Annotated in this window: 19 protein-coding genes; 9 read left to right on the top strand and 10 right to left on the bottom strand. The window is 66.9% G+C overall.

Going from position 1 to position 14,277, the window contains the following annotated elements:
- Positions 1 to 38: 38 nt before the first annotated feature.
- Together PV396_RS44005 and PV396_RS44000 are read right to left on the bottom strand one after the other, a co-directional pair.
- Entirely contained in the window at positions 39 to 716 is a 678-nt protein-coding gene (locus PV396_RS44005) for an IS3 family transposase (RefSeq protein WP_319214001.1), read from the bottom strand.
- A gap of 5 nt (positions 717 to 721) precedes the next feature.
- Complete coding sequence (locus tag PV396_RS44000; protein WP_319214000.1) at positions 722 to 1,027, bottom strand: transposase; 306 nt, start codon at positions 1,025 to 1,027, stop codon at positions 722 to 724.
- Between the two features lie 252 nt (positions 1,028 to 1,279).
- Between PV396_RS44000 and PV396_RS43995 the strand changes: the two genes are divergently transcribed.
- The 7 genes from PV396_RS43995 to PV396_RS43965 all read left to right on the top strand — a co-directional run bounded on the left by PV396_RS43995 (position 1,280) and on the right by PV396_RS43965 (position 9,434).
- Positions 1,280 to 1,783 (top strand): hypothetical protein, encoded by a 504-nt coding sequence (locus PV396_RS43995; RefSeq protein WP_319213999.1) that lies wholly within the window; start codon positions 1,280 to 1,282, stop codon positions 1,781 to 1,783.
- Between the two features lie 418 nt (positions 1,784 to 2,201).
- Positions 2,202 to 2,726 (top strand): hypothetical protein, encoded by a 525-nt coding sequence (locus PV396_RS43990; protein ID WP_319213998.1) that lies wholly within the window; start codon positions 2,202 to 2,204, stop codon positions 2,724 to 2,726.
- A gap of 145 nt (positions 2,727 to 2,871) precedes the next feature.
- Positions 2,872 to 3,210, top strand: a complete 339-nt coding sequence (locus tag PV396_RS43985) for a hypothetical protein (protein ID WP_319213997.1) — start codon at positions 2,872 to 2,874, stop codon at positions 3,208 to 3,210.
- A complete protein-coding gene (locus tag PV396_RS43980; RefSeq protein WP_319213996.1) occupies positions 3,200 to 3,679 on the top strand; it encodes a sigma-70 family RNA polymerase sigma factor in 480 nt (159 codons plus the stop codon). The genes PV396_RS43985 and PV396_RS43980 overlap by 11 nt, the downstream gene beginning before the upstream one ends.
- Positions 3,676 to 4,185, top strand: a complete 510-nt coding sequence (locus PV396_RS43975; protein WP_319213995.1) for a hypothetical protein — start codon at positions 3,676 to 3,678, stop codon at positions 4,183 to 4,185. Before PV396_RS43980 ends, PV396_RS43975 begins: the two co-directional genes overlap by 4 nt.
- Positions 4,186 to 5,642: 1,457 nt before the next feature.
- Complete coding sequence (locus PV396_RS43970) at positions 5,643 to 7,229, top strand: ISL3 family transposase (RefSeq protein ID WP_319213994.1); 1,587 nt, start codon at positions 5,643 to 5,645, stop codon at positions 7,227 to 7,229.
- 501 nt (positions 7,230 to 7,730) lie between these two features.
- Positions 7,731 to 9,434 carry a pentapeptide repeat-containing protein gene (locus tag PV396_RS43965; RefSeq protein WP_319213993.1) on the top strand — a complete coding sequence of 568 codons (1,704 nt, stop codon included), beginning with the start codon at positions 7,731 to 7,733 and terminating at the stop codon, positions 9,432 to 9,434.
- Between the two features lie 118 nt (positions 9,435 to 9,552).
- On the opposite strand, the gene PV396_RS43960 is transcribed toward PV396_RS43965, so the two are convergent.
- The 7 genes from PV396_RS43960 to PV396_RS43930 all read right to left on the bottom strand — a co-directional run bounded on the left by PV396_RS43960 (position 9,553) and on the right by PV396_RS43930 (position 12,115).
- Positions 9,553 to 9,729, bottom strand: coding sequence for a hypothetical protein (locus PV396_RS43960; protein WP_319213992.1), 177 nt, complete (start codon positions 9,727 to 9,729; stop codon positions 9,553 to 9,555).
- Positions 9,729 to 10,199: a hypothetical protein gene (locus tag PV396_RS43955; RefSeq protein WP_319213991.1), complete on the bottom strand. Its 471-nt coding sequence runs from the start codon at positions 10,197 to 10,199 to the stop codon at positions 9,729 to 9,731. The genes PV396_RS43960 and PV396_RS43955 overlap by 1 nt, the downstream gene beginning before the upstream one ends.
- Positions 10,199 to 11,083 (bottom strand): hypothetical protein, encoded by an 885-nt coding sequence (locus tag PV396_RS43950; protein ID WP_319213990.1) that lies wholly within the window; start codon positions 11,081 to 11,083, stop codon positions 10,199 to 10,201. Before PV396_RS43950 ends, PV396_RS43955 begins: the two co-directional genes overlap by 1 nt.
- A gap of 22 nt (positions 11,084 to 11,105) precedes the next feature.
- A complete protein-coding gene (locus tag PV396_RS43945) occupies positions 11,106 to 11,291 on the bottom strand; it encodes a hypothetical protein (RefSeq protein WP_319213989.1) in 186 nt (61 codons plus the stop codon).
- A gap of 22 nt (positions 11,292 to 11,313) precedes the next feature.
- Positions 11,314 to 11,598 (bottom strand): hypothetical protein, encoded by a 285-nt coding sequence (locus PV396_RS43940; RefSeq protein ID WP_319213988.1) that lies wholly within the window; start codon positions 11,596 to 11,598, stop codon positions 11,314 to 11,316.
- Positions 11,595 to 11,870 (bottom strand): hypothetical protein, encoded by a 276-nt coding sequence (locus PV396_RS43935; RefSeq protein ID WP_319213987.1) that lies wholly within the window; start codon positions 11,868 to 11,870, stop codon positions 11,595 to 11,597. The genes PV396_RS43940 and PV396_RS43935 overlap by 4 nt, the downstream gene beginning before the upstream one ends.
- Before the next feature lie 89 nt (positions 11,871 to 11,959).
- A complete protein-coding gene (locus tag PV396_RS43930; protein ID WP_319213986.1) occupies positions 11,960 to 12,115 on the bottom strand; it encodes a hypothetical protein in 156 nt (51 codons plus the stop codon).
- 388 nt (positions 12,116 to 12,503) lie between these two features.
- On the opposite strand from PV396_RS43930, the gene PV396_RS43925 reads away from it, so the two are divergent.
- Complete coding sequence (locus PV396_RS43925) at positions 12,504 to 13,274, top strand: hypothetical protein (protein ID WP_319213985.1); 771 nt, start codon at positions 12,504 to 12,506, stop codon at positions 13,272 to 13,274.
- 141 nt (positions 13,275 to 13,415) lie between these two features.
- Positions 13,416 to 13,697: a hypothetical protein gene (locus PV396_RS43920; RefSeq protein WP_319213984.1), complete on the top strand. Its 282-nt coding sequence runs from the start codon at positions 13,416 to 13,418 to the stop codon at positions 13,695 to 13,697.
- On the opposite strand, the gene PV396_RS43915 is transcribed toward PV396_RS43920, so the two are convergent.
- Entirely contained in the window at positions 13,698 to 14,228 is a 531-nt protein-coding gene (locus tag PV396_RS43915; RefSeq protein WP_319213983.1) for a hypothetical protein, read from the bottom strand.
- Between the last annotated feature and the right edge of the window lie 49 nt (positions 14,229 to 14,277).

Here is a 14,277-nt window from a genome sequence, read left to right as displayed (position 1 = left end):
CCGCAAGAGCCTCGGTTGGAGGACGCCCGCCGAAGCCCTCAACGACCATCTACTATCGATGAAATAAGCCAGTGTTGCATCCACTGGTTGAACCTGGTCTCGCTGCCGCGATCCGTATGCATGACGCAACCCTGCTCCAGGCCGCCACGCCCGGCCGCCATCCGCAAGGCGGCGACCGGCAACTCGGCGCGGTGATGGTCAGCCATCGCCCAGCCGACCACCTCCCGCGTCGCGAGATCAATACAGGTCGCCAGATACAACTTCCCTTCCAGCGTGCTGAGTTCAGTCATGTCGCCGACGAGCCGCATTCCGGGCCGGGGCGCGGTGAAGTCCCGGCCGATCAGGTCGAGCGCGAACACCGCCCGCTTCGCCTGCCGGGTCAGGCCCCGCCGTCGGCGGCGGGTGATCCCGACGATCCGGTGCTTGCCCATCAGCCGCTCGATCTTCTTGGAGTTCACCACCCGCCCGGCCCGCCGCAGGGCGGCGTGGATCCGCGGGGCCCCGTAGGCACCGCGAGATCCGGCGTGAAGCACCCGGATCTCGCCCACCAGCACCTCCTCGGCCCGCTCCCGCACCGTCCGGGCCGGCCGTGACGCCCTGTGCGTGTAGTAGGTGGAACGGGGCACTCCCAGCACGCGGCACAGAAACGCAACGCTGTGACCTGCAGGATTGCCCTCCGATACCTTCTCCGCATCGATGAAACGACACCGTGCCACGGTGTCTACCTCATCTTGTCCTGAGCGAAGAAGGCGGTCGCTTTTCCCAGAACCTCGATCGTGGCCTCCTGCTCGCGGACCTTCCGCCGCAGCCGGACCAACTCCTCACGCTCCGCAGTGGTCAAAGCCCCGGCGGGCCCCTCACCGCGGTCGACCTTCGCCTGCTTCACCCACCCACGCAGCCCTTCCGGACTCACGCCCAGATCCCTCGCGACCTCGGCGACCGTCTTCTCCGAGGACAACGCCAAGGCGACCGCGTCCCGCTTGAACTCGGCCGTGTACCGCTTACTCATGTTGCTCTTGCTGCTCACTACCTGTGACTGCTTCCTCCGGGACCATCCGTCCCAGTATCAAGCTGTCCGGCCGACAGGGGGAACCTCAAACTCCCCGTGCGTGCCCCACGGTCCGCACCAGGAGCGGGTGGAGTGGGCGAAGGAGCTCACCCGCAAACTGTGGGGCTGAGGCGGAACTCCGGCGCCGCGACGTCCACGCCGGAGCGCCGGATGCGGCGGACTGGTTTGCCAGTAATCGCCACTGCCTGCTGAGAACGGAAGGGAGAGATCTTGAACCAACCGCCGACACCGGATCATGGGACGCCCGGCCTTTCGTCGGGAACAGACACGCTGCAGGAGCACGAGGCTCTGCTCGCTGCGGCGGCGCATCACAGATCGGCGATGGTCGGACGCAGGACCATTGGCTTACAGCTGGTGGCTGCGGCGGCCACGTTCGACTTCATCGCGACCAAGCTGGTGCAGGACTCCGTCGGCCACGTGTCCCACGTCCACCAGCTTGCTTGGGTACTGCGCCTCGTTGTGGTCGGAGCCTTCGTCGCCCTTGTCGGGATGTTGGTGCAGGTGGAGTCGAGGAACCGTAATGATCGGCTGACCTATCTGTGGCTTGAGGATCAAGCGCGTGCCCTGCGGGAGGGGCAGACCGCTTCCAGCGTGCCGAAAGTAGAGGAGAGCCTGTGGCAGACGTGTTCTCGCTCTTGGGCATCGACGTGGCCGCTCGGCGCGATCGGTGGACTGACCATCGCGCTCTTCTGGTTCGCAGGTCTGCTTCGCTGATGGGAAGGAGGTGTTGCTGCGCAGCTGGCCGACGCCGTCAGGGTGGAGTCCCGGGTCGGCGTACCAGCTGCCGTCCTGCGGAGTGCCAGCGGTTGGATTCTGCGGGTGACGGGGATGGCCGGGGTCCCTATCCACGGTCACGGGGGGCCGTGACCGTCAGGGACGGCATGGCAACGAACACGATGAGGAATCACGGGCCACTGCTCCGGCCAGGAGCGCATTACGCCCGGCACGGTAGGCCACCAGAAACCACAGCTGGCGATGATCATGCATCATGTCTGAGGGAAGTATTTTCGGTGATTCGGGCGCAGACAGTCTGCGTGCTGACCTGTTGCCGATGCTTCCGACAAGAAAGTGTCCTGCGTGCGGGGTTGGTTTCGGTGGGCCACCGGATGCGGCGGTCGCGTCTGGGGGGCCAATGAGCTACATATCGTTCGCATGTGGTCTGTTCGGTGGACTGACGGTGTTGACGCTCGGCTCGATATGGGCCTCGAGTGGCCTATGGGCCGTAGGCGCCTTCGGGAACAACTACACGCAGTCGGTGACAGGTAAAAAGGGGTTTCTCTACAGCGTTTTCGGCCTGGGCATCACCGGGGCGACGTCGTTCGGCTTGTGGCAGGCTGCAGGGCCGGATCACGCAGGCATCATCATCATCACCCTGTCCGTTCCGGCTATCGCGTTTGTGACGGCGGTGGCCTTCTGGCTCGCGCCGAAATCGGCGGTGGCGTACGGCTCGTGGTGGACGCCTGTTGAGGACAGGGCCGCTTACAGGCAAGACCTGCGGTTTGCACTGGCTTGTGTCCCTGTCTGGCGGCGCGGCGGGCACGCTTGGAGGATGATCAAGTCCGGCCCTCGGGCCGGTCTGAGGGCACGGCGGTTCGGTGCCTGGTGTGCTGGTGCTACAGCAACCGGCGGACACTCCTCCCGACGCACGATTCACTGATGGCCCACCAGGGCAACCGGCGATGGCAGGTGGCCACCCGCCAGGGCGTCTGCATCGGTAGCGGACGGCTCTCGCTGGTCCACGAACAAAGCATGTGGTGCACGTCACATTTCACGTAGAGGTGGCTCGACTGCTCTAAGTAGGCATGACGGACGACAACGCCTTCGAGGCGGAGCTGGCGCCTCACCAGAGCGAGGAACAGACCCCGCTCGTCGCGAGTGGGGCTTCTCGCCAGACGCCTCCCGCCAGGGAGCCCGGACATGACATGCAGAAGGCGAACGAGATCGCCTCGCTCGTCTTGCTCATCAACACGATCTTGGGCGGTCTCGGTACCTTGTACGCGACGACGAAGTCCACCCAGATCACGCTCGCTGCAGCCCTGTTGGTGTTCCTGATCACCATAGTGGTCCTCGTCGTTCGGCGTGTGATCACACCCGGCGACAGCCCCAGTCCACAGGGGGAGGACAGCAGGAGTGGCGAGTGAGGCAGACGGCTACGAAGCCTTCTTCCAGGAGCAATACCCAAAGGTGGTGGCCACGCTGATCTATCATCACGGATTCGCTGAGCAGATCGCCGACGAAGCGGCCCAGGAGGCCATGACCCGCCTGCTGCTGGACTGGAAAAAAATCAACAATCCTCAAGCCTGGATGCGGACTGTCGCTTTCCGACAAGCCGTCCGCATAGCCAAGGACCAACACGCACGGCTCCCCGACACACCCCTCGCCGACCCCCAAGCCGCCGCCGATCTCGCCGCAGTTGAACTCGCCCTAATGGCCGGAGCTGCCGTCAAAACCTTGCCGCCGCGCCAGCAGGAGGTCATGACACTCACCCTCGCAGACTTGAAGCCAGAAGAGATCGCAGAGATCCTCGGCTGCACTCCCGAACAAACCCGCGGCAACCTCGCCCACGCTCGCCGCGCCCTGCAGCGCGCACTCGGAACGGAGGAGGCATGAGTACTGGACCTACCCGCAGCCCCGAAACGGATGGCTCCGACGACGGCTATGCTCGGCTCGTCGCTCGCTACTCTGCTCCGGAGACGGTCACCGCCGCGCTGGAGCAGGTGAAGGCCGAAGCACGTCGCCGAGAGAAGGCCAGGGAACTGGTCACCCGCGCGCGCGGCGGAGTGCTGCACAATCACACCGTCCGCGAGATCGCACGCTATTTCCGTACGGGCGACCGTGGCCGGGTGGACTTGCTGAAGGTCGCCAGCGACACCGGCATCCCGCTCAGCGACACCCGCCAGGTCCTGCGCGAGTTCGTCGTCGCGGGCCTGCTGCACGAGTATGAGGAAGCAATCGGGGACCACACCCGGCGTTCCTACACACTTGCCGACGGCGCCCAAAGTGGCATAACCGAGGTGTTCGTGGAGACAGAAGCCGCCGCACGGCAGACGGAGGGCACAGACGAGAAGGAGGGTGGCTGGATTCCCGGCTGGCTCAGGTTGGGACGGGCACGATGAATCCTTCTTCTGTGCTCGACGCTGCTTTCGTAGTTCTTCCCGGGATCATTTGGCTCTTCCTGATCATATCGCTGCTACTGGTCCCCGTCGGTGGGCTGAGGTATGTAATTTCTGGAGGCGATTCCGGCAGCGTGTCAGCGGCAAAGAACTCAATCATCTATGGAGTCATGGGCTCCATGGTGAGCGGCATCGCACTTTTGGTGATTTACCTCGTGGGTAGCCCGAGTCTCCAAGAAATCTTCCGCGGAATGGGAACAGGAGGCGCCCTCGGCGCGGCAGTGTGGCTGATCCTTTCCGGTAAATACGTGCCGAAAGCAGTAGCTGCCTACAGTGCATGGTGGATGCCAAAGACTGAGCGGACCGCGCACCGGCAGGACATGCTCTACGCACTGAGTCAAGTGCGGTCGGTAACACGGAGTCGGCACGCTTGGGGTCTGCTCACTTCCAGCCCCAGATCCGGACTGCGGGCACGTCGCTATACCGCGCGCCTTGAAAGAGCGCCCGTGGAGAGCGGACACTGACTGCTGACACCGGTCCTCAGGGTTGTTGCCCCGCCTCGTAGCAGTACATGAAAAATGCTCGCGTCCGATGGCAGGGTTCCCTTCCAGGAATAGGGAAGCCATAGCTAATTACAGTCAATGACTTGGTGCGTCGTTCCGCCTCTCTATCCAGTTTCCGGGCAAGGCTATTTACGTACGGCCCGGCGGTGAATACGTATACAACGCGAAACGCGGGCCGAAGCATTGGGCACACCTGGGCAGGCGGCTCAGGCACACCAGCTGCCGCCTGCGCAAATGGCTCGGAAGCCATGGTCAGGATGTCCAGATCCAGTTCCTCCAGGGCGCGGCGAACCGGCTCGGCAGCGCGCGGTGACCCTGCTCATCCTGTGGTGGGAGACCCGCCACTGACGCCGACGGCGGGCCCACTCCGGTGGGCCCCCGTTGGTCTTCGGCACCCTGCCGTTCGCGAACTCGTGAACGGCAGGGCCGTCTCCAAGGAGAACGAGCTGTTGAACTTCTGGCCGGAGGGGCACCCTGTTCCCCAACTGCGGCCTCCGGCGCGGACCGCGACTCCGTAGCCCGAGCAGGCCATCGACGTCGCAACCGTGCCGATCCAGCTGAGTGCGGGGCCGGGCGAGACGTTCTCCAACCGATGGCGTGGCCGCATCAGGTGACTGGCCGGGCCGGCTGGTTAGCCGCACAGCAAGTCGGGGCAGGCGTCGGCCAGAGCGAAGGCCCGCTGGAGGCCAGCCACGAGGACATCGTCGATGCGGTAGCGGCGCGCTCGTTCATCCCGCTGCAGGAGCGGGCCGGTGTCGGCGTTCGGTCTTTGCTGGCTCTGGCAAGATTTTCGTAGGCGGAGATCATCTGGGTGCCGTGGTCGGCCGGTCCGCGTAACGGGCAGCCTTTGAGTGTGCTCTGTTGAACTGCCCTATCTATATACCGCACTTGGCGGGCGTGTCGGTTCTCTCGGTCGACGGCTCTGGACCTGTGTTGGTTGTCCGTGCGCGTACGCGGTCACTTGCTCCCGCGCCGTGTACGGGCTGCGGGACACCGAGCGGGTGGTGTCACAGCCGATACGTCAGACGGCTCGGGGATACGTCGCTGGGCGACCGTGCCGTGCTGGTCGAGCTGAGCGTGCGCCGTCTGTACTGCGAGAACACCACTTGCGCAAAGGTGACGTTCGCCGAGCAAGTGCCGGGTCTGACTGTCCGTTATCAATGGCGCACACCACTACTGCAGCGGGTGGTCGAGGCAGCAGGGGTGCTACTGGCGGGCCGGGGCGGAGCACGGATGCTGCGGGTCCTGAACGTCACGCTCTCGCGGTGCACCGTCCTGTCGCAGCTGATGCGGATGCCACTGCCGGCCCTTGTCATTCCACGGGTGCTGGGCGTGGACGACTTCGCTCTCTACGGCGGCACTTACGGAACTCTCCTGGTCGATGCCACCACCCGTCTGCCCCTCACGCTCTGGGAGGGACGGGACGCCGAACAGCTCAGCCGTTGGCTCCGTGAGCATCCTGGTGTCGAGATCGTCTGCCGCGATGGTTCGCTGGCCTACCGCCAGGGCATCTCTGCCGGCGCCCTCGAGGCTGTGCAGGTCAGCGACCGCTCCCACATGTGGCAGGGACTGTCACGTCGCGTCCAGGACATCGCTACCGCCCACCGAAGCTGCCTGCCCGAAGCCCTCCCGCCGGCGGAAGAGGCCGGCCCGGAACCGGCCGAAGTGGCCACCGAAGACGCTGCGGCGGACACACGAGCCGGGCAGCACGCCAGGGGGCTGTTCCAGGCCGTGCACACCCTGACCGACACCGGCCGCAGCTACAGCGCCGTGGCCCGCGAGCTCGGCCTGGACCGCAAAACCGTGCGCAAGTATGCCCGCGCCCGCACCTGGCAGGAGGTCATGCGCCGCCCGCCCCGCAAGCCCTCCACCCTGGATCCCTACCGCGACTACCTGCAACAACGCTGGGACGAGGGCGAACACAACGCGATGGTCCTCCACGAGGAACTCCGCAGCAAGGGCTACCTCGGGCACTACCAGCGCGTGAAGATGGCCCTCGCGCCCCTGCGACGCGGACTGCCGCTGGACCAGCCCCGCGCACGCCCGCCGTCCCCACGCGAGACCGCCCGCTGGATCACCACCCACCCGGACCGCCGCGGCCTACACGTCGCCGACCGCCTGCACCGCCTCCTTGCGCACTGCCCGGAACTCAAGCGCGCCCACGACCTGGTCCGCCGATTCGCCGCCATGCTCCACAACCGCGACGCCGCACCCCTACCGGCCTGGCTCGACGCGCTCTCCCACAGCGGACTGCCACCACTTGCCGGTATCGCCGGATCCCTGCGCGAAGACCAGCACGCCGTCGCCCAGGGAATCTCCACCACCTACAGCTCCGGCGTCAACGAAGGCCGCATCACCGACGTCAAACTCCAGAAACGCCTGATGGCAGGACGCGCCGGCGTTCCGCTCCTGCGCCACCGCGTCGTCCTGATCGCCCACCTCCGCCGCCGTTACACGGACGGGCCGACCACGGCACCCAGATGATCTCCGCCTACGAAAATCTTGCCAGAGCCGTGGAAGTGCCCGGCCCGGTACACGCGAACGTGCACAGGGCGCCGTACGCCAACGGCGCGCGGCGGCCTGCACCCTGACAGCACGGTCGGGGGCTTGGAGAGTCGCGGAGCAGGTGAGACCGATAAAGCGCTCAGTTCACTGAATGCCCGGTGGTGGCGCAGGGCGGAGTGGCAGGCTGTCACGGGTGACGGGTGAGTGGCTGAGACGTTCTGCCGGGAGCGGCAAGTGCTGGCGTGAGTTCCGCGGTTGGCGTGGCGGCTGGAGCAGGCCGGTCAGGAATGTGACTGCGCTTTCACTGCCGTGCGGGGCGGGCTTTTCTGTGTGGAAGCTCGTTGGGGCAGCGGGGCTGTCGTCGGCCCGGGTTCACCAGTTCATCAGGAACGACGATCGGCAGGTCACCGACTCTGGAATGCCTTGGCGAGCGCTTGCCCTGACACTCCACCAGAACCGATGCCCCGGAGCCTCCAAGCCATGAACACGCTCCCCGCGCCGGCCTGGCCGTACTGCGGACACGGTGCGGACCCCACCACCGACCCCGTCGGCTGCCCTGGCATCGACGTCCCCGGCAACACCGCCTGCCTGGCCCACCTGAACGACGCCGACCGCACCTCCTACCTCACCAGCCTGGCCCCTGGCGCCGATATCGACCATCGCGGCACCCCCATCACCGAACACCTCCTCCAAGCCCTCCTCCGTGCCCTCCACGACCCCTCAACCGGAAAACCCAGCCTCGGCACCGCCCGTTTCCAGGGAGCGACGTTCACCGGCGACGCCCGATTCGTCGGCGCCACGTTCATCAGCACCACCGGGTTGGGCAGGGCGACGTTCGCCAGCGACGCCCAGTTCTTCGGGGTAACGTTCACCGGCACCGCCTGGTTCGGCGGGACGACATTCTCGGGCACCGCCTGGTTCGGCGGGACGAAATTCTCCGGCGACGCCCAGTTCGGCGAGGCGACGTTCACCAACGACGTCCGGTTCGACGGGGCAACGTTCTCGGGCGACGCTCAGTTCGGGGGGGCCACGTTCACCGTGTTGTCCTCGTTCGGGCCGATTCTGTGTGCCGGGCGGGTTGATCTGTCCGGGTGCGCATTCGGGGCGCCCGTGACGATGGAGATCGCAGCGGGCGAGGTGGACTGCGTCCGGACGCGGTGGGAGTCGACGGCCACATTCCGCCTGCGCTACGCGACCGTGAATCTCAGCCACGCAGTGCTGTCCTCCCCTGCCGCTGTCACCGCCCATCCCATCCCGTTCACCGCCATCGGGACCCCGATGATGGACGAAAGCCTGCTGGCCGGCCACGCCCCGGGCGTGCGGGTGGTGTCGGTGCAAGGCGTGGACGCCGCGCACCTGGTCCTGACCGACACCGACCTGAGCGACTGCCTGTTCTCCGGCGCCTTCCACCTCGACCAGATCCGCCTGGAAGGGCGCATGCTCTTCGCCCCCACCCCCACCGGCATTCACCGCCGCCACCGCATATGGCCCTGCCACTGGACCCGCCGTCGCACCCTGGCCGAAGAACACCACTGGCGCGCCCAGACCGCCGGCCAGCCCACCCCGTCCCCTGGGCAGCCCTCATCGCCCCGGAATTGGCGGCCCGGCCCGCACCACCCCAACCCTGGCCTGACCCCCGACCCTGACGATGTGGCCGCCATCTACCGACAACTGCGCAAGGCATTCGAGGACGGCAAGAACGAACCCGGCGCCGCCGATTTCTACTACGGCGAGATGGAGATGCGCCGCCACGACCACACCGGCACTCCGCCCGGCGAGCGCGGCCTGCTGTGGGGGTACTGGCTGCTGTCCGGCTACGGACAACGCTCCTCCCGCGCCATGATCTGGCTGCTCACCGCTATGGCCACCACCTTGCTGGCGCTGATGCTGTGGGGCCTGCCCAACCGCGACCCTGAACCGGCCACCACCGGTACCCTCAGCCACGGCAAGGTCACTCTGAACACCACCAGCCCCGACCCGCACTTGTCAGGCACCTGGCACCAGCGCCTGACCGCCGACCGCGCGGAGAAAGCCACCCGTGTCGTGGTCAACTCCGTGGTCTTCCGCTCCTCCGGACAGAACCTCACCACCGCTGGCACCTACATCGAGATGGCCTCCCGCCTGCTCGAACCCACTCTGCTCGCGCTCGCCGTCCTCGCTGTCCGCAGCCGCATTAAACGCTGACACTCACGACCTAACTCACCGGCCCGCACAGCACTACCAGGCCAAGGCGGTACCTCCAGAGGCCGGAGCGCCGCGCCCGCCGCGAGGCGGGGCGCGGCGCTCGAGGTTGACGGGAGAGTTAGAGAGGGTCTGCGACCACGAGGAACTGGTCGCTCTTGAGGTCCATCACGACGCGAGCGTCGATGCCCTGGTCCCGCTGGCCGGCGGCGTACTCTTCCGCCGGCCATGAGCCGCGGGGGGCTCCGGCGGGGAACCGCTCCAGGACAGTGCGGGGCTGCGCGGTGGTCGTGTCCATCACCCGCCGCCACCGTTCGCGCGCTCGTGGGTATCGATCAGGGAGCCGATGGCGTCGGGGCTTTCGGCCGTGCCGACCCACTGCCCGTGTGCGTTGAAGACTGGGACAGCGTCGGTATCTGCGTCGAACACCACGATGTAGTCGCCGTACCTGTCGAGGACCAGCTCCTGCAGGGCTCGCGCCGGTGCGGGGGCCAGGACCTCCAGGGCGTCGACGGTGAGCCGGGCGGGCTGAGCTGGATCGTCGAGCTCGGAGAGGACCCCAGAGACGTGCAGCAGGTCGCCGGACTGGATCTCGGTGAGCAGCGCGTCCGCGATCCGGGGGTCGCTGGTGGTGCAGGACCAGACGACGTCGTCCACGAGGTCATCGGTGGGGGATACGACCAGCTCGAACCGGGCGGTGCCCGGGCCGTCGCCGGGTGCGGGGACGGTGCAGAGGAAGCCGTCGACGGTGAGCGGCTTGGTGTCCATCAGCTCGCCTCCGCCAGGGCAGTGGTGCGGTGGGCGGTGTCGTAGGCGTCTACCACCGACTTCCGGATCACCCCGGCGGCGGCGACCTGGTGGCCGTTGGCCCGCGCCCAGGTCCGGATCGCGGCCAGTTGCTCCTTGCTGCGCTTGCCGTTGGGCGCGGGGGCGGCGGCCACAGCAGTGGTGCTCTGGTCTTCGGACGTGGCCTGGTCCTCGATGGCGGTGCGGCCGCCGGACTTCACCTGGCGCAGCTGCGCCTGCGCGGCCTCCAGTTCGGCCTTGGCCTTGGCGACCCGCTCCTCTGCCTCTCGCTGCGCGGCGTCGGCGGTACGGCGGTCGGTCAGCTCGGTGAGGTCGCTGCGGACGCGGGCGGCCCGGTCACGGATGGCGGCGGCCGGGTGGTTCTCCGCCCACACCAGTAGGGCCTCGGTCTGGTCGATGTCCATTGCGCTGTCGGGTGCCGTGACCGGGCCCGTCTCCGGGGCCCCAGCGCTGTCCTTCGTGTCCGTGTCGGTGGCGGGCAGACCGGTGGACTGGACGGCTTCGGCGATCTTGGCGTGCTGGACGGCGTCGGCGAGTTCGCCCTCCGTCAGTCCGAGGGTGTCGCGGACGTGCTCGGGGCTGTCGCCGTTGTTCAGTATGGACACGGCTGTGGCGGTGAAGGCGTTGACGGGCATCAGGTCTCCGGTCGGGGTGTCGGCGGTGGTGAGGTGGGGGAGCAGGGGCACGAGGTCGTCCTCGCTGCAGGGCAGTCCGAGGGCGCCCAGCAGGTCGGCGAGGTCGTCCTTGTCGCGGGCCTGGTGGGCGACCACCAGGGAGGCGGCGGCGCTCTGGCCGCTGGCGAGCGGGGTGAGTTCGAGGGCCTCGGTTTCCAGGGCCTCTTTCATGTCGGTGAAATGGCAGGGCCTCCTACGCCGCGGTGGTGGTGGTGGTGGTGCGGGGCTTGCGCTGCGCGAGGTCCAACAGCTCGCGGTTGCGCTTCTGTTGGGCGTCGGTGAGCGGCCGGGCCTTGGCGCCGTGGCGGTGCCAGAGCGGGGAGGCGGGCGGCTCGGGGTAGGCGAGGGCGTGGTCGACGTCGCGGTCGGTGCTGCTCAAGGGAGCCTCCAGGTGGAGGGGTTCAGGCGTGGTGGGTGTCGCGCCGGCGGTTGGGCTGGACGTCGGAGGCGAACCAGCCAAGGCGGCGGGCCTCGCTGGGGTTCTGACTGATCCAGTCCTCAGCGCACGTCTTGTGCACGGGCTCCCCGTCGTGGGAGCGCATGGGCGTGGGCTGCTCGCACAGGGCGCAGGGGCGGTCCTGCCAGCGGTCGAAGTGTTGGTTGTCGCGCCAGTCGAGAAGGGCGCCGGGAGCCGGGATCAGGCCCGGCTCGAACGGCGGCTTCTCCTTCTTGCCTCTCGTGCTCACGGCCGGAAGTCGGGCAGCTGCTGGAACACGTGCGTCAGCAGGTGCGGCTTCGGCTTCCAGGCCGGGAGCGCGCCCGTAGCAGGTACGGGCAGGGCGAGCTCCTGGACGTCGGCGAAGACCAGGTGGTGCCCGCCGCGCTGTGCCCAGGGACTGGTGCACTTCTCGGGCCCCTGGTCGGGGTGGCAGCCGGTGAGGCGGGCGACGCCGATGACCGCGCCCAGGTGCAGTTCGCGGCCGCGGATCGCGGTGGCGACCAGCGGGTCACGCAGCACGCCGGGCTCCGGCTTCGCCTTTTCGGCGTGGATCAGGATCCAGCCGCGCTTATCTAGAGTCGCCGAGCGTTTGCGCAGGCCATTGCGTTTCAGAGGTTGAGGAACGTTGGGCACGTTCCGTTGAGAGAGGTGCGGGCCACCGGGGGCCGCGCGCCGTCACCGAGGGCCAGGAGCCGCCAGCCGCGCGGGGCGACGTCGGTGTCCGTGGCGGTGGCGGTGGCGGTGGCGGACAGGACGTCGAACACCGCACCCGGCAGCTCGTGCCGGGTCAGGCCGCTGCTCCATCAAGGCGAGGGTGTCCACGGGCACGCTGAACCGTGAGCCCACGCGTTCAGCGTCGCATGCGTAGTGAGCCGACCGACGCGCACGACGGGCCAGCGTGAAACGGTACCCCGCCATATACATTCCCCCGATTTCACCTTCTGTCGTCTTACGGCCGCAATCAATTACCGGCCCTGGCCGGGCGGGCGAGGCGCGCTACTGGCCCGTTGCCGGGGCTCGGCCGCCTTGGGCCAATCGGCGCTCGACAGGACAACGGGCGGCAAGTGACTTAATTTCGAGATGAACATCGAATACAGCTCCTGCCTGTTCACTGGCGGAGCTGTCTGAGCGATTCGGTACGAGGGAGAAAAAATGACTCTGACTAACAGCTTGGCCAAGACTGCGAACGCGCCGGTCACGACTGACAACGGCACGGTCACGTTCATCGATGATATGTACGAAGTGGCTTTGCAGGCCAACAGGGACACCTACGGCTACTACCAGTACCTCAGCGAAATCCAAAATGCACAAATGCAAGCCAGGAAGGGAGATGGGCTGGAGATCTTCCTCGGAGCACTGAATGCGGGTGCCGCGTTCCAAGCGAACTTCATCGCGGCAGCGAATCTCGGCAACAACATCGCCAACACCGTGCTGCACGGCCAATCGAGTTCGGGAGAGCTGCAGGTCAGCATTACCTGCAACGCGTCAAAGCCTCTGACACTCTGCAACTACACTGCGACGGGCGGTCCGGACATCAGCAACGTGCCCAACCCGCTCTTCGCCGGGCAGAGCGACATTGTCACGATCACCGACGATGACGAGTTCGAAGAGGGTGCGACGCTCGAACTCGATTTCTGCATCGGCACCGGAGCAGTAATCGACACGACACACAACTCAATGATCAACTTCAGCCTCACATACACGTACGGCAAAGACGAGGCGGACAATGAACGATGGTGGCTGACGGCCGCCGTGGACACCACCACGGCCCACCCGAACGGCGCGACACACCCCTTCCCCAAGGCGCTGCAGATGTTCGGCTTCACGTTCGCACCTAACACGGGCTACCCGGGCTTCAGCCTTTACACCTCACCAATCGAGACCGCCAACGGATCAATCTCGATTGTGACCTACGACCGCTAGCCTCGGCGATGTTTCGTGGAGGTAGCGGTAGCCGGTGGCCTGGAAGACGTCGGCGTCGCGGGCGAAATCACTGGGTGTCGGTAGGGCCGCAGGGCGGTACACAAGGGCCGGGCTGCGGCGGTTGCCGAGCTCGACGCGGACATGGACCGCCGCCACGAAGACCTGGCCGACGATAGCGGCCGCCGGGAAGCGGAGCTCGCGGAGTGGCGGCGCATCGTGCAGCTGCTCGCCGTGCACGACGGCCCGTACGACCCGGACACCGACGCGGTCGTCCAGGAGGAGCTCGCCGCCGACCGGCACCGCAAGGAAGCCGAGCAGCAGTGCCTCCAGGAGCAGCAGCAGATTGCCGGCCGGGCCGACGAATCGCCGCCTACCGCCGTACGTTCCGATACTCCCCGAAAGCCGGGGCCGGCCGCCGGGTAGTCAAGTGGACGACGCGACTCCTTTGCTCTGGTTTTTGATCATATGACGGAGGCTGGTGCGGGCTGCGGTGAGCTCGTCTTCGAGCTCGGTCACGCGATGTGCGAGGCCGTCGGTCTCGGCGGTCTTGGCACGGAGAAGTGCTTCCAACTCGGCTTTGGACTGGTTGAGTTCATGGACCCGGGTGGTGAGATCGGCGGCACCGATCTGGTCGAGCTGTTGGCCGAGGTGGAGGCGCGCGTTGCGCTGGAGCTGGTCGCGTTCGGCGCGGAGTTTGCGGATCTCCTCGCGGGCCAGTTCGAGATCGACGCGGAGGCTGGTCGAGCTGGCCGAGTTGTCCCGCCTGGAGGGGCGAGGCGGGACCTGTCCACTGATGGCTGCCTCAACGTGTTCGCGCACGCCGTCGGCATAGGTGAGCCACGAAGAAACACCTGCGGTGCGAGCGACGGCAGCGTGTGTGATCTTCGCGCCGCTCTGCTGAAGATACCGGATCGCTTCTAGGGCCTGTGTGGAGTTGTCAGCCAGGCCGTCCATGCCTCCAAGTCGAGGTCCGGCGGCGCGGCCAGCAGTGTCGCGGCACTGT

It is taken from the genome of Streptomyces sp. ME02-8801-2C (genome assembly GCF_033793965.1).
In the GTDB taxonomy this organism is placed as follows: Bacteria; Actinomycetota; Actinomycetes; order Streptomycetales; family Streptomycetaceae; genus Streptomyces.
Note: the sequence above shows the minus strand (reverse complement) of the source record. Positions and strands in the feature narration are given on the sequence as shown.